The organism is Micromonospora sp. SD12 (genome assembly GCF_052068495.1).
GTDB lineage: Bacteria > Actinomycetota > Actinomycetes > Mycobacteriales > Micromonosporaceae > Micromonospora > Micromonospora echinofusca.
Genome location: NZ_JBQHDF010000003.1, coordinates 414,246 through 428,604 on the forward strand (window position 1 = coordinate 414,246; position 14,359 = coordinate 428,604).

Sequence of the window (14,359 nt, forward strand, 5' to 3'; positions counted from 1 at the left end):
GGCATCGGTCTCGACCCGGTGGTGACGGGTGCACCAGTAGAAGTGCCCACCGTTTCCGCTGTCGCTCATGGGATCACTGTGCACCGCGAACCACCCGGCCGCCACCGGAACACCACAAGTCGCCGATGTTCTCCACAGTAGACGTGCTCCCGCCGGCAGGGGCTGGAACTGCGGAAACAGGGTCGCCGGTGCCTGCCGAGCACCCCGGGGGGCCCGCGTCGACGCCGAGCTGGCGAAGGAGTACGCGCGGGCGGCCCGGGAGATCAGCCTGTCGGGGCGACGCGGCCCGCTCCGCCGTCCCGGGGCCGGTTAGGGTCGCCGGATGGGCGTTCCGGACCACATCCTGCGGCTGCGCGAACGCGTCGGCCACGACCTGCTGCTGTTGCCGAGCGTGAGCGCGGTGGTGCGCAACGACGCCGGCGAACTGCTGCTCGGCAGGCGCGCCGACGACGGGCGCTGGTCGGTGGTCAGCGGCATCGTCGAGCCGGGCGAGCAGCCGGCCACGGCGGTGGTGCGCGAGGTGCGGGAGGAGACGGGCCTGGAGGTCGAGCCGGTCCGCCTGAGCAGCGTCGTGTCGCATCCGCACACCTATCCCAACGGCGACCGCTGCGAGTTCTTCAACCTCGGCTTCCACTGCCGGCTGGTCGCCGGCACCGCCCGGGTCAACGACGACGAGTCGGTGGCCGTGGAGTGGTTCCACCCGGACCGGCTGCCCCCGCTGGACCGGCACGCCCGGCTGACCGTCGCGCACGCCCTCGACGCGGAGCCGACCGCCTGGTTCCTGCCCGCCGGGACGGCCTGGGCCGAGTCCGATGAATGACCTCGACCCGCCCCTGCGCCGCTACCTCACCGACCTGGTCGCCGCCGCCCGCGACGTCCTCGGCGACGACCTCGTCGGGGCGTACGCGGCCGGCTCGGTCGGGCTGGGCGCGTACCAACCGGGGCGCAGCGACGTCGACGTCGCGCTGGTCTGCGCCGACGCCCTCGACGCCGGGCGCAGGCGGGAGCTGGTGGCACGGCTGCGGCACGAGGCGCTGCCCTGCCCCGCGCGTGGGCTGGAGCTGGTCGTCTACCGACGGGAGGTCGCCCGCTCCGGCACGCCGGAGCCTGGTTTCGAGGTCGAGCTGAACACCGGCGCGCGGATGCCGTTCCGGGCGACGTGGGCCGCCGCCGACCGGCCCGTCGAGGACGGCCTGTTCTGGTACGGCCTGGACCGCAGCATCCTGCACCAGAGCGGGCTCGCCCTGCTCGGGCCGCCTGCGGCCGAGGCCTTCGCCGACCTCTCCCCCGCCGACCTGCGTCGCCTGCTGACCGACGCGCTGCGCTGGTGGCTGGCGCTGCCGACCCCGCCCGGCGACGGTCCCGCCCCGGGGGCCGAGGACGCGGTGCTCGGTGCCTGCCGCTCCCTGGTCAGGGTCCGCCACGGCGTCTGGCTGTCGAAGGTCGACGCCGGCCGCCGGCTGGTCGCCGACGCCCGGCTGGCCGCACCGACCGCCGCCGGGCAACCCGCCTACGCGGCCGGTGACGGCGGGGCCGTGGGCGTGATCGGTGACGGCGGGGCCGTGGGCGTGATCGAACGGTCGATCGCGGCGCGGGCCGGCGGGCCCCCGCCGAGCGGACCCGAGGCCCGCGCCTTCCAGCGCCGGGTGCTGGACGAGATCAGCCGGTGACGGGCTCCACCGGGATCCAGAGTTCCGCGTCGGCCTCCGTGCCGTCCGCCGACAGGCGGGTGCGGGAGATCTCCGGCCCCGGCCGGCTGCGGTACGGGTTGGACGGGAACCACTGGGTGAACACGTCGCGCCACAGGTACTGCACCGCCTGCGGGAACGCCCCGGAGGTCTCGAAGACCGCCCAGGCGCCCGCCGGCACGGCCAGCGCGTCCAGGTCCTCCGGCGCGTCCGCGCCCGTCACCACGCCGTACCAGTAGTCCAGCTCGGTGCCCTCCGCCCGACCGTCGGCCACGTTGGCGCTGACGTTGACGATGCCCTGCGGCTCCTGGTCGGACAGGGCCTCGATCCGGCGTACGGTCTCCGGGGGGATGCCCTTGACGAAGGCGACGATCGCCGGGTTCATCCCCTCGTGCACCAGCGGCACCCGGGCCTTGCGGCCCACCAGCTGGAACCCGTCCTTCTGCACGATCCGGTATCGCATGCTGCTGCTCCCTTCGACGACGAGTCGGAAGGACATCCGGGGCTGGGAGCGCAGCGCCGCCCCCGTACGCCTGGCCTCGCCGGGGCCCACGCCGTGCACGGCGTGGAACGCCCGGGCGAACGCCTCGGTGGAGCCGTAGCCGTAGCGGACGGCGATGTCGAGCAGCGTCCGTCTTCCCGCGAGCACCTCCCCGCCGGCGACGGTGAGCCGCCGACGCCGGACGTACTCGGACAGGCCCACGCCTGCCAGCGCGGAGAAGAGCCGGCGGAAGTGGTACTCCGACGTCACCGCGATCCGCGCCAGCTCGGCCACCTCGATCTGCTGGTCGAGGTGCCGCTCGATGTGCTCCATGGCCTGGTTGAGCCGCTCCAGCACCCGGTTCTCCTTCCCTTTCCGATCAGCAACGCTAGGCGCGCGGGAGGGTGCCCGACCCGACATGCTGTGCCCGGATCGGTCGGTCCCGCCGGCCGTCCGGACGGGCCCCGCCGGGACTGACCGTGACGGTGCGCCTGAGGGGCGACGTCGCTACGCGGTTCGAGGCCTCAGCGGCGGCCGCACCAGGCACGGGCCGGCGTGGTGCGGACCAGGAGTCCGCTCGCCGCCAGCGCCAGTACCGCCAACAGCCCGCCCGCCAGCGCCGCGATGAGGGCCGGATCGACCGGAGCCGTGATCAGCGACCCGAGGCGCGGTCCGAAGAGCAGCATGATTCCGGCCCCGGTCAGGAACGCGAGGGCGACCGGCGCGGCGAACCTGTGCACCACCCGCCACGCCGTCGGGCCGCCGCGCCAGAGCCCACGGAGCACGACTGCGACCGCACCGGTGCAACAGACCAGGGCGAACCAGTTCCCGACGCCACCGACCTCGCCGAGCAGCGCGACGTCCACGGCGAGCGTGTACGCCCACCAGAACGCCAGCAGCAGCGTGCTCACGACGATCGCGGGCGGCCGTCGCAGCGGCTCCCGCCCATCGGGCGGCGCGCCGTGATCCAACGACTCGTCGATCATTGCCGGATCCTATGCTCCCGACCGACCGGGGTGCGGCGACCGATCGCAGGCGGACGTGCGACCGTACGCCTCGTCGGCGGCGCCCTCCCGTTGCTCGCGGCAGCTTCCGGCGCTGCCCGTCAGCGCCTCTCGGCTGCCGGCTTCACCGGCGACCAGTGATGAGAGCGGCAGCGGCGTCGAGCCGCTCCCGCTCAGTGCCGGTGAGTGCCGGATCGGTCCGCCGTCTGGCTACGGCCTGGTCCAGCGCGGTCAGCGCACTGCCGCCGACGCATTCCAGGAAGGCGTCCAGCAGGGTCGCGGCCGACGACGCCAGAGGATGCGCCCCCTCGACGGCCACCTGGGCGAGGATGACCGCGGTGAGCGCGACGTCGAGGTCTGCCGGCCCCTCGGCCGCGTTGCGCCAGTCGATCACGACCGGCCCGCGTGACGTCAGCATGACGTTCTCCGGGTGCAGGTCGAGGTGCAGGATCCGGACGTCCCCGCCGTCGCTGAGCCGGGGCGGCAACGCGTGCAGTCGGTGATGCAGATCCGCCAGGCAACTGGCCGTTTCCACGGCGTCGAGCTCGCCGGCGAGGAATGCCGACAGCATGGTGGGCCCGTCCAGTCGTTCCATGACGAGATCGGCCCCTTGTGCCCGGTGGACCGTGGGCACAGGGAAGCCAAGACTCGCCACGTACGCCATGACTACGGCCTCAGCCGCAACGTCCCCACCCTCGCGGTAACGGCGGAGGACGCGTCGATCGTCGATGACGAAGACGTCAGCGTCTCGACCCGACGCCAGAGGGGCCGATTCCATACCGCGACAGTACCCAGTCATCAGGGATCTCGAATCCGGCGACGCTCTTGATCGGGGCTGCGGGCCGGGGGCGGAACCGGAAGCTGGCGCGGCAGCGAGCCGACGTTGCGCGCCGCCGTCATGATCCGCGCACCCTTCTCGGCCAAGGCAGGCCCGGAATGCCCTGAGTCGCCCCGACGGCAGGCAGTGGTCAGCAGGCTGAGGCCGGCCTCATGGTGGGGTCGGCCGGGGTGCCGCCGTCAGTGGGACGGCGGGTCAGGACCTGGGGGCCGGAGGCGGTGACGGCGACCGTGTGTTCGGAGTGGGCGGTGCGGGAGCCGTCGGCGGAGCGGATCGTCCAGCCGTCCCCGTCGAACTTGATCTTGTTGGTGGAGCGGCAGAACCAGGGCTCGATGGCGACGGTGAGGCCGGGTTGCAGTTTCATGCCACGGCCGGCGCGGCCGCTGTTGGCGACGTGCGGGGCCTCGTGCATGGTGCGCCCGATGCCGTGGCCGCCGAACTCGCCGTTGACGCTGTAGCCGTAGGAGTGGGCGACCGCGCCGATCGCGGCGGAGATGTCGCCGAGGCGGCCGCCGGGCTGGGCGGCGGCGATGCCGGCCTCCAGGGCAACCTCGGTGGCCTCGATCAGCTTCAGGTCGGCCGGGTCGGGGGTGCCGACGACGACGGAGAGCGCGGAGTCGGCGTTCCAGCCGTCGATGCCGAGCGCCATGTCGATGCTGAGCAGGTCGCCGTCGCGCAGCACGTAGTCGTGCGGCAGGCCGTGCAGCACCGCGTCGTTGACCGACAGGCACAGCACGTTGCGGAACGGGCCCCGGCCGAACGACGGCGCGTAGTCCCAGTAGCAGGATTCGGCGCCGCGCTCGGCGATCCGGCGACGGGCGTGGTGTTCAAGGTCCATCAGGTTGACGCCAACCGCGGCGACACCACCCAACTCGGCGAGCAACTCGCCGACGAACTGGCCGGCCACCGCCATCCGGCCGATCTCCTCGGCGGACTTGAGCTCGATCACGACAGCCTCCCCCTCCACGTACGGTATTTCTATACCGGTATTTTTATACCACGCCTGGTCGGGGCGTCCCGGAGGGATATCCTGCTGGCATGGTTCGCCAACCACTCACCGCCGAACAGATCGCCGCGGGCCAGCGCCTCGGAGGCGCCCTGCGGGCCGCGCGGGCCGGCCGCAGCCTCGTCGAGGTGGCCCTGGCAGCCGGCATCTCCCCCGAGACTCTGCGCAAGATCGAGGCGGGCCGCCTCCCCGCACCGGCGTTCGGCACCGTGGTCGGCCTCAGCCAGGCCCTCGACATTCCCCTCAGCGACCTGGCCGACGTCTGGCTGGCCGACACGCCCGTCCGCCAGGCGTCCTAGGGGCCAGCCGCCCAGGGCAGGCGCTTCGGTACGCGCCTCTCAGCCGACGGGCAGCGGTCACGCCGCCGATCGAGCACGGGTGCGCTCACCCTTCGGTGGCGGTTGCCGCGATGGCGGCGTGCGGCCGATGAGTGCCATCGCTGGGCCGCCGTACGCGCTCGACCTCCTTGAAGCCGGCTCGCGTCAGTCGCTCGGAGACCTCGTCGACGGGCCACCGGTAGGCGGTCACGACCTTGTGGTCGAACGCGGCCACCTCTTCGCCGTCGAAGAAGCCGAGCACCAACGTCCCGGCCGGGGACATCGCCCGCCGGAAGTCGGCGAGCACGCCGTCGAGATCCTGCGGCGGTACGTGGATCACCGAGTACCAGGCCAGGATGCCGGCGACGGAGTGGTCGACGACGTCGAGGTCGCGCATCGACCCGAGCCGATACCGACCGTCCGGGTGGGCCGCCCGCGCGTGGGCGATGAACTCGGGGACGATGTCGATGCCCGTCGCGTCGACGCCCAGCGAACGCAGGTAGCCGGTGATGTGGCCGGGCCCGCAGCCCAGATCGAGCACCGGGCCGGGCCGGCCGGCCAGATGCCGGCCGATGAAGGCCAGGTCGCCGGGGTCCACCTGCTGACTCGTGCCGAACAGCTCGATGTAGAGCTCCGCGACCGAGCCGTACGCCTGACGAACCTGCTCGACGTTCACCGCACGACTATATGAGCTCTCGGGTGTGGAGAAGCAAGCTCGGGACCGGCGGCCGGGCCGCGCGTGGCCGTCAGCGGCACTACCGTCACGACCATGACCGATCCGATCGAGTTGCGGGGCTTGGCAGCACCGGCCGGTTCGTCGCGTAGCCGCACGACACCGGCGCGGTCCCGGGGTCGGCGTGCCTGATGCTTGACGAATCCGTCCCAGTACATGCACGACAGCCAGCCTTGACTCCTCGGTGCTCAAACTCAGGCAGAGAACGGACCATTGCCGCCAAGACGCCATGCACGAGGGGAAGGCCGCCCAACTCGCTGATCCCGACCCATGCGATGTCGTCATGCTCGTCAGGTGCACGGTTGGTCGGAGAGCCAACCCAGTCTCCGATGTGCCAGACGCCCACGTGAACGGCATCCTCACCACTGCCGGTATGCAAGACGCCCAACCGTGAAGCGGACTCCGCCGCGATGTGAACACCGAGCTCCTCGTGCATCTCACGCGCGAGGGCTTGTAGTTCCGACTCACCCGCTTCGACCAGCCCCCCGGGCAGATCCCAGACATCTGGGTATACCCGTTTGGTCGGCCTGCGGTGCACCAGCAGGACCGCGCCGTTTTCAACGAGTGCGCCCGTGACGACAACCTGCATGACGGGAGTAGAGCACAGGGATAGGACAAGCTCGACAAGCCGAAGGGGACGCGCAGACGTCCGGATCTGCCGCGATCCAACCGCTACGCGGCGTGGCAGCCCATCGCCGGCGGCTCGGCCAGGCCGCGCTACGCGCTCGTGTCGCCGACCGTGAGGGCTGGTTCCCTGAGGAAGCGGTATCGGATTGCCAGGCGATCAGGCGGCCTGAAGCATCCACCGGGTGGACATCGTCGCTCAGTGGGTCCGCGTCTCCTGGACCAAGCAGTCACGTGGAGGCCCCCACGCCGCCCGCCGCAACGCCCTGCCTATGGCGTTCGCGCTGCCAGAGAACCGCTTACCCCTCACCCACGAAGTCACGATGCACGAGCGCGACGGGTTCCAACCACGCCCCTCCCTGCGCGTCGGTGCACCTTCCTGTGAAGCCGTCCAGCTCCGTTACGCCGAAGAGCGGGTCCGCGTCGAGCTGGTCCCGACGGCTTGGGGCATGCCCCGCCGACACCGCCGCCCTCCAGCCGTACGCCTCGCCCGAGGCCAGTGGGTGCGCTGGCAGATCAACTACCGCTTCACCAGTCACTGCACCGGAGACTGGCTCTATCGCCTGGACACGCTGAACATCGCCCATGGTCCCGTGCCTGTCGAGATCTTCCTGACCGAACCACCCCAGATCATCGATGAACTGGCCTACCTGCGCTGAAGGCAGTCGATGGCACGGCGGCATGGAAGCCGACGGGTCGCAACAGCCGATGGCACCGCGCAGAAGCCCGCGAATCCGCCGTCCAGGCCCTCAGTGCGAGTTAGCACGCCGGCCAAATTGATTTATGACGACCATCGACAGCCGGACGTAGAACCAGATCAGAGCCTGATCGCGGCTCTGAGCTGGTGGGCGACGGACGAGGCGACCTGTACGCCGGATTATGAAGTTGATTCGCGCCCTGAGCAGGCGTTTCGTTCGCCTGACACCCGCTCAGGGCGTCGCCAGGGCGTCAGGGCTTCGTAGCCCCCATCTGCTCGGTGACGACACGGCCAACTGTGGTCACCGGTAACGCCGGACGTTCATATCCCTCCGATAGTCGATGTACCTCCGTGCAGCAGCCCTAGGAGTTCTCACCCACACAGGCGCACCGACAAGGATCCGATCTACGGGCTCGTCCAGATCCCATCGCTCTTGATCAAGAACCACATCACTGTAAATCTCCGCAAACCACTCTGAATCGGAAGTATCACCGAACGTGTAGCCCCGCCTCCATGGCCGATCGGGACTTTCGCTGGACTCCCTCGTAAGCCCTTGCTCGAATGCAATTTTCATGGCTTCAACAGAGATCGACTGCGGGTCATCCCACTGCGAGTTGTTTTCTACGCATCTAGTCGCCAGCCACTCGCTGATCGAAACCATGGCGGAGGAACTCCACCCCACCGCCACAGGATCATTCGGCCCCATAAAGCCGGCAACATTGTCTTTGCTACCAAAAAGGCAAACGGCGACGCGAGTGCCGTCCGACGCAATGGAGCGCGCGCCGAGGACGACCCGACCATCCTCATAGGTTACGAAGTGGGAGAACTCCACTCGCCCAATCCCTTTCGCATACCGAACCCGCGGAGGCGTGACGAAGTCCTCAACGGCAAGACTTCCGATGGAGCGCTCGACCCTCTCTACAATCTCGTTCTTGTATAGGGAACGCGGCTCCCGCCCAAACTCCCACTCGAAAGGCAGAAAAGGGAGGCTAAGCACAAACCTTGAGCGCCACCGAGCGGCGATACTGATACCCTCTTCATCCGCAATAGCGCGAACTCGTCGATTAGACCAGTACGCATACCGAGTGGACTCTCCGCGCTCACCCATTCATCAAACCTTTCCAATGACCCCTGCGGCCAAGCCGTCTTCTGGCCGACGACGCCGCTTCAGTCGACTGTGTACCTCATGCGAGCCACACTCACGGCCCGCCACTCCGACTGGGAGGCCCGCGTGGCTAGTCACGGCTTGGCTGTTCCGCTGCGGTATAGGTCGTCGATCGCGTTGCGGGTGCGTTCCTCGCTGGCCGGCATCAGGTGCGTGTAAACCCGGAGCGTGAAGCCGGGGTCGGCGTGTCCGAGGTACGACGCGAGGGCCTTGATGCTCTCCCCTGCGTCGAGCAGCGACGAGGCGTAGAAGTGGCGAAGCGCGTGCATCCCGGTGGCCCGGGTCGGCGTGATGCCGGCCGCCATGACAGCCGGTCGCCAACTCTTGTTGTCGAAGGTGCGCCGGTTGATCGCACCCCGCCGGGTGGTGGTGAACAGCAGCGGAACCGTGACCCGTTCGTCGCTGGCCGGGTTCTCCCACGGCAGGGTGAGCGACATCGGGGCGAAGTCGTCGACGTGCTGCCGCAGCACCAGGGCCACGGAGTCAGGCAGCGGCACCCGGCGGTCACGGTCGTTCTTGGGTAGCCCGAAGACCAGCCGGGACCGGACGAGCTTGACCTGACGCGAGACATGCACCCAGCCCGCGTCGAAGTCGATGTCGTCGACGCCGAGCCCAAGGATCTCCCCCTGCCGCAGCCCGCACCCCGCGCCGAGGTCGACCATCGGGCGGTACCGCTGGGCGAGGCTACCGCGGATTGCCGAAACCTGGTCGTACCGCCACGGCACCACCCGACGTTGGACCGGTCGCGGCGGCTTGACCGACTTTGCCGAACAAGGGTTCTTTGCAATCCGTTCGTCGTCGACCGCCGCGCCGAGGATCGTCCGCAGGTGCGCGAACACGACGGCCCGGGTCGCCGGAGCCAGCTTGCCGACCATCGCGGCGTCCCACTCCCGGATGTGGCCCGGCTTGATCGACGCCAGTTGCTGAGAGCCGAAGAACGGGAGCAGGTGTTTCCGTACCCGAAACTCCGTGCTCTCCCGGGTCGACTCGTCGAAGGAGCGTGTGCGAAGCCAGGTTTCGGCGTACTCGGCGAAAGTCATCCGGCCGGCGAGCGGGTCGACGTAGGAACCTCGAAGCTTGTCCGTCTCCGTCGAGACAAGAAACGCCTCAGCATCACGCTTGGCCCGGTCCGGGAAGGACTTCTTGCGTTCCCTGCCGTCCGGCCCGATGTAGCGCACGCGGTAGCGCAGCCCTTTGCCGAACAGTTCCGTCTTGACTCGCTCCGGCCGACCGTTCGGATGGCGCAGCGTCTTGTACCAGCGATCTTCTACGTGCCCCATCAGGCCGCCGCCTGCTCACGTACCCACGCCCGGACCGAATCCGGTTCGTACCGCAGGTGTCGACCGACCCGAGCCGCCGGCGGACCGTACTTGACCTTGCGCCAGCGGTACAGCGTCTCAGCGGGCACCCGCAGGTACGCCGACACGTCCCGGATCGTCCACAGCTCGTCGACCGTCTTCATTGCTGCCCCTCCCCCGTGTCGTGCATCGTTCCGTCCGGTGTTGTGCTCGACGGCGGCTGTGCGGCCCGGTCCTTCGCGGCGAGCAGCTCGGAACGCCAGCGGGCGCGTTCGCTGATCGACCGCAGGAGCCGGTGCGCCATGGCAGGCACGTCGGGATCGTCGGGCCGGGCGAGTTCCCAGGCGTGCCGGACCGGTTCGGCGGTGGCGCCCTGGTCGTCGACGCCATCCAGGCCGACGGTGACGCCGAGCAGCGCCCGCACCCAGGCCCGTACGTCGTGCTTGTGGTCGGTCAGCGTCTTGCCCGACCAGTCACGCGAGATGAGGATGCGCCGGCCGCCGATGCCGAGGGTGTCGCGCTGGTGCACCTTGCCCTTGCAGCGGCCCGGCCTGAGCTTGGCGTGTGCCTTCTTCGGCTGGACTCCGTAAAGCAGCCAGTTCGCGCAGCGATCGGTGCACGGGGTGACGCGCAGTTCCTGCCACAGCCGGTCGAGGTGGGCACGCTGCCGGGAGGTAGTCGCCTTGTGGCAGTCGCCGGTGTGCTTGGTGATGTACTTCGTGACGTACCTGATCGTGCGTTCCGCGTCCTCGGTGCCGGGCATGACACCGCGCGCGTCGACCTGGGCGCCGAAGCGGACCACGTGCACCGGTTCGGCGTCCGGGTCCTCATCAATCGCGTCGAGCGCTTCCGTCCAGGTGGTCAACGGCTGGCGGGTGTCCGGGTCGACCCACGCCGAAGCGTCCTCGTCCCATAGCGGCGGCCGGTCGGCGGTGTACTGCTGGACGTCGACCGAGGGCCACCACACCTGGTGGTACGTCGCCGCCGCAACGGTGCGCAGGATGTCCCGGGGGATGGTGCCCCGGATGGCGAAGTGAGCGTGTGGGGCGAGACGGCGCTGAGGCTCGACGCAGCCCGCGTACTGGACGTTCCAGCCCTCACACCGCCGCAGGTTCTGCCAGAACCGGTCGAGCAGCCGGGGGAAGTGCACCGCATCCCTGGCGGCCCGCCGGTAGTCGTACCGGTCAGGGTTGACCGGAGTGCCGTCGGGACGGACCGGCCCGTACGAGTCGAGCGTCAGCGTCAGCCACATCGACGGCCGGTAGGTCGACCCGTCCGGGGCGGTGTACGTCTTGCCGACCGTGCGCCGCTCGACCGTGCGCCGAGGCAGGTCCGGGGCGTCCTGACGCCGCTTCGTTGACCGCTTGCGCCGCCGGCCGTTGTCCTCGTCGCCCTGGTCCTCGTCATCGATCGAGTGCGGCGGCGCGACCCGGCCCCGCAGACCTTCAGCCGTAATCGCCTCTTCCACCTCCGAGATCGCCTCGTCGAGGTCGGCGACCTGGTCCCACTCGCACGCACGAGACGCCTCGTCGCGGGAGAATTCCAGGTGCCCGCGCAGCAAGATCAGCGCCTTCTGTTCCTCGGTCGCGGGTTCGGGGGGCGGTAGCGGCTCGTCGTCTCGGTGCCATCCCTCGCGGATCTGGGCCTGCCGCAGCCGCCGATTCTTTTTGGCGCACGGCGCGCACTTGTCCTCCCGCGTCGCGCCGCAGGGCAGGTCGATGACCTCGGTACGGCCGGTGTCGAGATCCGTACGCCGCATGGCGAGCGGCCGGACGCAGACGCCGTACTCGGCCGCGATCTCCTTCAGCACGTCGACCGAGCGAGGAAGCGCCATGCGGGCCGCCCGCGACCCCGGCCGAGGAGCAATCGGAGTCGGGGCGGCCGGCGCGAGGCCGGGCAGGGTCGGCGCAGTCATCGAATGATCCCGACAACGTGCGGCCGGTTGGACTGGACGACGCCACGCGGAGGCAGGATCGCCGCCGGGGCGGGGACGACGGACGGCGTCGGGTTAGCCGGGCGAATCGGTTCGACCTCGGTCGCAGGCGTTGTTTCCTCGTACTGGTACGCGGTTGGCTGGTCCGGCTCGGGAGCCTGCGGGGTAACCGGAGCGTTGGACAGGACAACCTTCACCAGGGCAAGGAATGCCAGCGACGGCACCGCTGCCACGATCCAGCCCCACACCGACGGCTCGGCTTCCGCAACCTGGGCCGCGAGCGACAGCAGCGCGAACGCCACCAGGAGCGAGCCGACCAGGCCGACGGGCCGATTGGCACGCCGCCGGGCGCGGATCTCCAGGCCGAGGTAGATCGCCATCAGCTCGACCGCTACGGCGTTGGCCCAGCCGATCCAGTGCGGTTGGCCGTGGGCCACGGAGAGGTCGTGAACGTGGGTGAAGGCGGCGGCGCCGGCCATCGTGCCGATGGCGAGCAGGATCACCAGGCGTACGGCGGACTCGGTTCGTTGGCTCATCGCTGCTCCCCCTTCGGCTTCTCGCGGATGGTCACGTCGATCCGGATGCGCCGGCCGTCCATGTCGCGGCGACGGTTGATGAAGTGCGCGAGCCCGCGCAGCGCGGCGGCGGTCTGGTCGGCCGGCCCGACGAGCTGGATGTGGAGCGGACGCCGAAGGCGGTTGGTCAGGCGGATGAGGGGGGTCACGGCGGTTACCTCCGAGCCGGTCGGATGTCGGTGCGGATGTAGTCGGGAGGGGTGCCGAGCGCGGCGACCGCTTCGGAGAGGCAGCGCCACAGCGCCCACGCCTCGTCCGGGGTCAGGGACATCCGCCGCCGGCCCGCACCGACCGCCAGATAGACCGGGTACGGGTCAGGCCGTTCGGGGTCGACCCGGACGGAGACGGCGGTAGTCGGTTCGGGGGTACGGAGCCGGTAGAACCGGCGGCCGTTCGGGATGGCGGTCACCGCGGATCACCCCCGCCGTCACGGTCGAGCAGGTTCCGCAGCGCATCAGGCAGCAGCGGCCCGGACGGCTTGCGGGGCAGCGGAAGGCGTACCGGTTCGGGGGCGGTTTCCCGACCGACCTGGGCGAGGATGTCCGACGCGTCGACCGGCGCCGGGTACTGCCGCGCCATGTCGCGGATGTCGTCGTCGCTGATGTACGAGAACCGGACCCGCATCGGGTCGGGGGTGCCGTCGAGGATCACGTACCCGACGCCCTTGGCCCATCGGGGCATCTGGTCGGCCAGCGCGCCCCGGTTGCGGGCACCGTCGCCAAGGACCAGGTCGACTTGCGACGCCTCAGTGAGCCCGAGCGCGATGCGGGTCGGAAACAGGTCCCGGAACGGCAGCACCTCCTTGCGCGGGTCCTGCAACGCCGCCACGACCAGGACCCCGACGCCGGCACCCTGCGACAGCAGCAGCCCCAGCGAGGACGCGATGCGCTTTCGCAGGTCGACATCCTGGAGGTACGCCGTCAACGCCGCCATCTCGTCGACGACGACCACGACCAGGGGGTCAGCCTCAGTCGGGGTGTGCACCCGGACCGTTCCGGCCAACCGGGTCTGACGCTCACGCAGGACGGTCACGGCCTCGTCGAGCAGATCCGCCATGGCCTCGAACGACTTGCAGGCGAACCGGGCAAACATCGGCCGACCAAGCGCGAACTCCATCCCGCCCTTGGGGTCGATCACCCAGAGCCGCACCAGTCCGGAGGCGATCCCGCCGCCGAGGACCCGGACGAGCGACCAGAGCACCGAGCCCTTTCCCGACCGGGTGGCACCGCCGACCAGGACGTGAGTCGCGAGCAGGTGAAGCGACCAGGTACGCAGGTCTTCCCGCCGGGCCAGCGGCAGCGCGGTGAACTCCGGCACAGCCGGGACCGGGAACGGCGGAACCACCGTGCGCAGCGCATCGGTACGCACCAACGCCAGGTAGACGACGGTCGGACGGTCCCGGTACCGCACCCGGTCGACGAGCCGAAGCAGCCAGGCACCCCGACCGGTCCGGGTCGGCGCCTCGTCGGGACGTTCCGCGTAGACCCGGGCGTGCCGCCGGCCGAAGGCGTACGCCAGGTGGGCACTCGCCTTCTGGAACTGCTCCGGCGTCTGCCCCCGCACCATGCGGACGGTCAGCACGTCTAGCGCCTGGTCCGAGCGGACCCGCAGCAGTTCGGGCAGAACCTTTCGGTGGTCGTACGTCTCGGCGAGCCCGCACAGCGTCATGGCCTCACGCCAGACCCGCCGGTAGACGAACACCCGCCGGAACGAACCGAGCAGTGGACCCGCCAACCAGGCCCACCAGGACGACTCGTCCCGCCAGCGCCATACCGCCGAGGCCGCCGACGCCACGACGAGCGGCACCACCAGGCCGGACCAGCCGAACTCGGCGTACAGCCAGAGCGCCAGCACGGCCGAGACGGTGGCCACCGGGTGACGCAGGCACCACCAGAGCACCCGCCCGGACCAACGCAGCACCAGCCAGAGCAGCGCCGCCCAGACTGGCAACTCGAACCGCTTGGGCCGGATCACCAGCAAATCCCCGGCCGAGGTCATCA

Annotated in this window: 18 protein-coding genes; 4 read left to right on the top strand and 14 right to left on the bottom strand. The window is 70.1% G+C overall.

Annotated features, from left to right (window positions below; genetic code table 11):
- Positions 1–322 precede the first annotated feature (322 nt).
- Positions 323–820, top strand: coding sequence for an NUDIX hydrolase (locus ACTMS2_RS08835; RefSeq protein WP_441174966.1), 498 nt, complete (start codon positions 323–325; stop codon positions 818–820).
- Positions 813–1,670, top strand: a complete 858-nt coding sequence (locus tag ACTMS2_RS08840) for a nucleotidyltransferase domain-containing protein (RefSeq protein ID WP_441174967.1) — start codon at positions 813–815, stop codon at positions 1,668–1,670. The genes ACTMS2_RS08835 and ACTMS2_RS08840 overlap by 8 nt, the downstream gene beginning before the upstream one ends.
- Here ACTMS2_RS08840 and ACTMS2_RS08845 read toward each other — a convergent pair.
- The 4 genes from ACTMS2_RS08845 to map all read right to left on the bottom strand — a co-directional run bounded on the left by ACTMS2_RS08845 (position 1,660) and on the right by map (position 4,960).
- Positions 1,660–2,526 (bottom strand): AraC family transcriptional regulator, encoded by an 867-nt coding sequence (locus tag ACTMS2_RS08845; protein ID WP_088999097.1) that lies wholly within the window; start codon positions 2,524–2,526, stop codon positions 1,660–1,662. The two genes, ACTMS2_RS08840 and ACTMS2_RS08845, sit on opposite strands and share 11 nt — an antisense overlap.
- Positions 2,527–2,693: 167 nt before the next feature.
- Entirely contained in the window at positions 2,694–3,155 is a 462-nt protein-coding gene (locus ACTMS2_RS08850) for a hypothetical protein (protein WP_441174968.1), read from the bottom strand.
- A gap of 142 nt (positions 3,156–3,297) precedes the next feature.
- The gene (locus tag ACTMS2_RS08855) at positions 3,298–3,972 is read right to left on the bottom strand and encodes a phosphotransferase (protein ID WP_441174969.1); all 675 of its coding nucleotides are present in this window, start codon (positions 3,970–3,972) and stop codon (positions 3,298–3,300) included.
- A gap of 169 nt (positions 3,973–4,141) precedes the next feature.
- Positions 4,142–4,960: a type I methionyl aminopeptidase gene (gene map, locus ACTMS2_RS08860; RefSeq protein WP_441174970.1), complete on the bottom strand. Its 819-nt coding sequence runs from the start codon at positions 4,958–4,960 to the stop codon at positions 4,142–4,144.
- Positions 4,961–5,049: 89 nt separating this feature from the next.
- Here map and ACTMS2_RS08865 point away from each other — a divergent pair, with 89 nt between their 5' ends.
- Positions 5,050–5,316, top strand: coding sequence for a helix-turn-helix domain-containing protein (locus ACTMS2_RS08865; RefSeq protein ID WP_357659457.1), 267 nt, complete (start codon positions 5,050–5,052; stop codon positions 5,314–5,316).
- An 85-nt stretch (positions 5,317–5,401) separates the two neighbouring features.
- Here the strand turns inward: ACTMS2_RS08865 and ACTMS2_RS08870 are convergent, their stop codons facing one another.
- The gene (locus ACTMS2_RS08870; RefSeq protein ID WP_441174971.1) at positions 5,402–6,010 is read right to left on the bottom strand and encodes a class I SAM-dependent DNA methyltransferase; all 609 of its coding nucleotides are present in this window, start codon (positions 6,008–6,010) and stop codon (positions 5,402–5,404) included.
- Positions 6,011–6,095: 85 nt separating this feature from the next.
- The gene (locus ACTMS2_RS08875; protein WP_441174972.1) at positions 6,096–6,656 is read right to left on the bottom strand and encodes an NUDIX domain-containing protein; all 561 of its coding nucleotides are present in this window, start codon (positions 6,654–6,656) and stop codon (positions 6,096–6,098) included.
- 220 nt (positions 6,657–6,876) lie between these two features.
- Here ACTMS2_RS08875 and ACTMS2_RS08880 point away from each other — a divergent pair, with 220 nt between their 5' ends.
- The gene (locus tag ACTMS2_RS08880; RefSeq protein WP_441174973.1) at positions 6,877–7,350 is read left to right on the top strand and encodes a hypothetical protein; all 474 of its coding nucleotides are present in this window, start codon (positions 6,877–6,879) and stop codon (positions 7,348–7,350) included.
- 339 nt (positions 7,351–7,689) lie between these two features.
- Here ACTMS2_RS08880 and ACTMS2_RS08885 read toward each other — a convergent pair whose 3' ends face one another.
- From ACTMS2_RS08885 to ACTMS2_RS08920, 8 genes are all read right to left on the bottom strand, one after another.
- Positions 7,690–8,496, bottom strand: a complete 807-nt coding sequence (locus ACTMS2_RS08885) for a hypothetical protein (RefSeq protein ID WP_441174974.1) — start codon at positions 8,494–8,496, stop codon at positions 7,690–7,692.
- Between the two features lie 131 nt (positions 8,497–8,627).
- Entirely contained in the window at positions 8,628–9,833 is a 1,206-nt protein-coding gene (locus tag ACTMS2_RS08890; protein ID WP_441174975.1) for a tyrosine-type recombinase/integrase, read from the bottom strand.
- Positions 9,833–10,015 (bottom strand): helix-turn-helix transcriptional regulator, encoded by a 183-nt coding sequence (locus tag ACTMS2_RS08895; RefSeq protein WP_250100979.1) that lies wholly within the window; start codon positions 10,013–10,015, stop codon positions 9,833–9,835. The genes ACTMS2_RS08890 and ACTMS2_RS08895 overlap by 1 nt, the downstream gene beginning before the upstream one ends.
- Positions 10,012–11,766 (bottom strand): replication initiator, encoded by a 1,755-nt coding sequence (locus tag ACTMS2_RS08900; RefSeq protein ID WP_441174976.1) that lies wholly within the window; start codon positions 11,764–11,766, stop codon positions 10,012–10,014. Before ACTMS2_RS08900 ends, ACTMS2_RS08895 begins: the two co-directional genes overlap by 4 nt.
- Positions 11,763–12,320, bottom strand: a complete 558-nt coding sequence (locus ACTMS2_RS08905; RefSeq protein ID WP_441174977.1) for a DUF2637 domain-containing protein — start codon at positions 12,318–12,320, stop codon at positions 11,763–11,765. The genes ACTMS2_RS08900 and ACTMS2_RS08905 overlap by 4 nt, the downstream gene beginning before the upstream one ends.
- The gene (locus tag ACTMS2_RS08910; RefSeq protein ID WP_357562773.1) at positions 12,317–12,508 is read right to left on the bottom strand and encodes a hypothetical protein; all 192 of its coding nucleotides are present in this window, start codon (positions 12,506–12,508) and stop codon (positions 12,317–12,319) included. Before ACTMS2_RS08910 ends, ACTMS2_RS08905 begins: the two co-directional genes overlap by 4 nt.
- 5 nt (positions 12,509–12,513) lie before the next feature.
- Positions 12,514–12,768, bottom strand: a complete 255-nt coding sequence (locus ACTMS2_RS08915; protein ID WP_441174978.1) for a hypothetical protein — start codon at positions 12,766–12,768, stop codon at positions 12,514–12,516.
- On the bottom strand, positions 12,765–14,357 hold the full coding sequence (locus tag ACTMS2_RS08920) for an FtsK/SpoIIIE domain-containing protein (RefSeq protein ID WP_441174979.1): 1,593 nt from the start codon (positions 14,355–14,357) through the stop codon (positions 12,765–12,767). The genes ACTMS2_RS08915 and ACTMS2_RS08920 overlap by 4 nt, the downstream gene beginning before the upstream one ends.
- Positions 14,358–14,359: the final 2 nt, after the last annotated feature.

What these genes read in the sequence shown, in the direction of transcription:
- ACTMS2_RS08835 (WP_441174966.1), top strand. Translation starts at nt 323, where the DNA reads ATGGGCGTTCCGGACCACATCCTGCGGCTGCGCGAACGCGTCGGCCAC.
- ACTMS2_RS08840 (WP_441174967.1), top strand. Translation starts at nt 813, where the DNA reads ATGAATGACCTCGACCCGCCCCTGCGCCGCTACCTCACCGACCTGGTC.
- ACTMS2_RS08850 (WP_441174968.1), bottom strand. Translation starts at nt 3,155, where the DNA reads ATGATCGACGAGTCGTTGGATCACGGCGCGCCGCCCGATGGGCGGGAG.
- ACTMS2_RS08855 (WP_441174969.1), bottom strand. Translation starts at nt 3,972, where the DNA reads ATGACTGGGTACTGTCGCGGTATGGAATCGGCCCCTCTGGCGTCGGGT.
- ACTMS2_RS08865 (WP_357659457.1), top strand. Translation starts at nt 5,050, where the DNA reads ATGGTTCGCCAACCACTCACCGCCGAACAGATCGCCGCGGGCCAGCGC.
- ACTMS2_RS08875 (WP_441174972.1), bottom strand. Translation starts at nt 6,656, where the DNA reads ATGCAGGTTGTCGTCACGGGCGCACTCGTTGAAAACGGCGCGGTCCTG.
- ACTMS2_RS08885 (WP_441174974.1), bottom strand. Translation starts at nt 8,496, where the DNA reads ATGGGTGAGCGCGGAGAGTCCACTCGGTATGCGTACTGGTCTAATCGA.
- ACTMS2_RS08890 (WP_441174975.1), bottom strand. Translation starts at nt 9,833, where the DNA reads ATGGGGCACGTAGAAGATCGCTGGTACAAGACGCTGCGCCATCCGAAC.
- ACTMS2_RS08895 (WP_250100979.1), bottom strand. Translation starts at nt 10,015, where the DNA reads ATGAAGACGGTCGACGAGCTGTGGACGATCCGGGACGTGTCGGCGTAC.
- ACTMS2_RS08900 (WP_441174976.1), bottom strand. Translation starts at nt 11,766, where the DNA reads ATGACTGCGCCGACCCTGCCCGGCCTCGCGCCGGCCGCCCCGACTCCG.
- ACTMS2_RS08905 (WP_441174977.1), bottom strand. Translation starts at nt 12,320, where the DNA reads ATGAGCCAACGAACCGAGTCCGCCGTACGCCTGGTGATCCTGCTCGCC.
- ACTMS2_RS08920 (WP_441174979.1), bottom strand. Translation starts at nt 14,357, where the DNA reads ATGACCTCGGCCGGGGATTTGCTGGTGATCCGGCCCAAGCGGTTCGAG.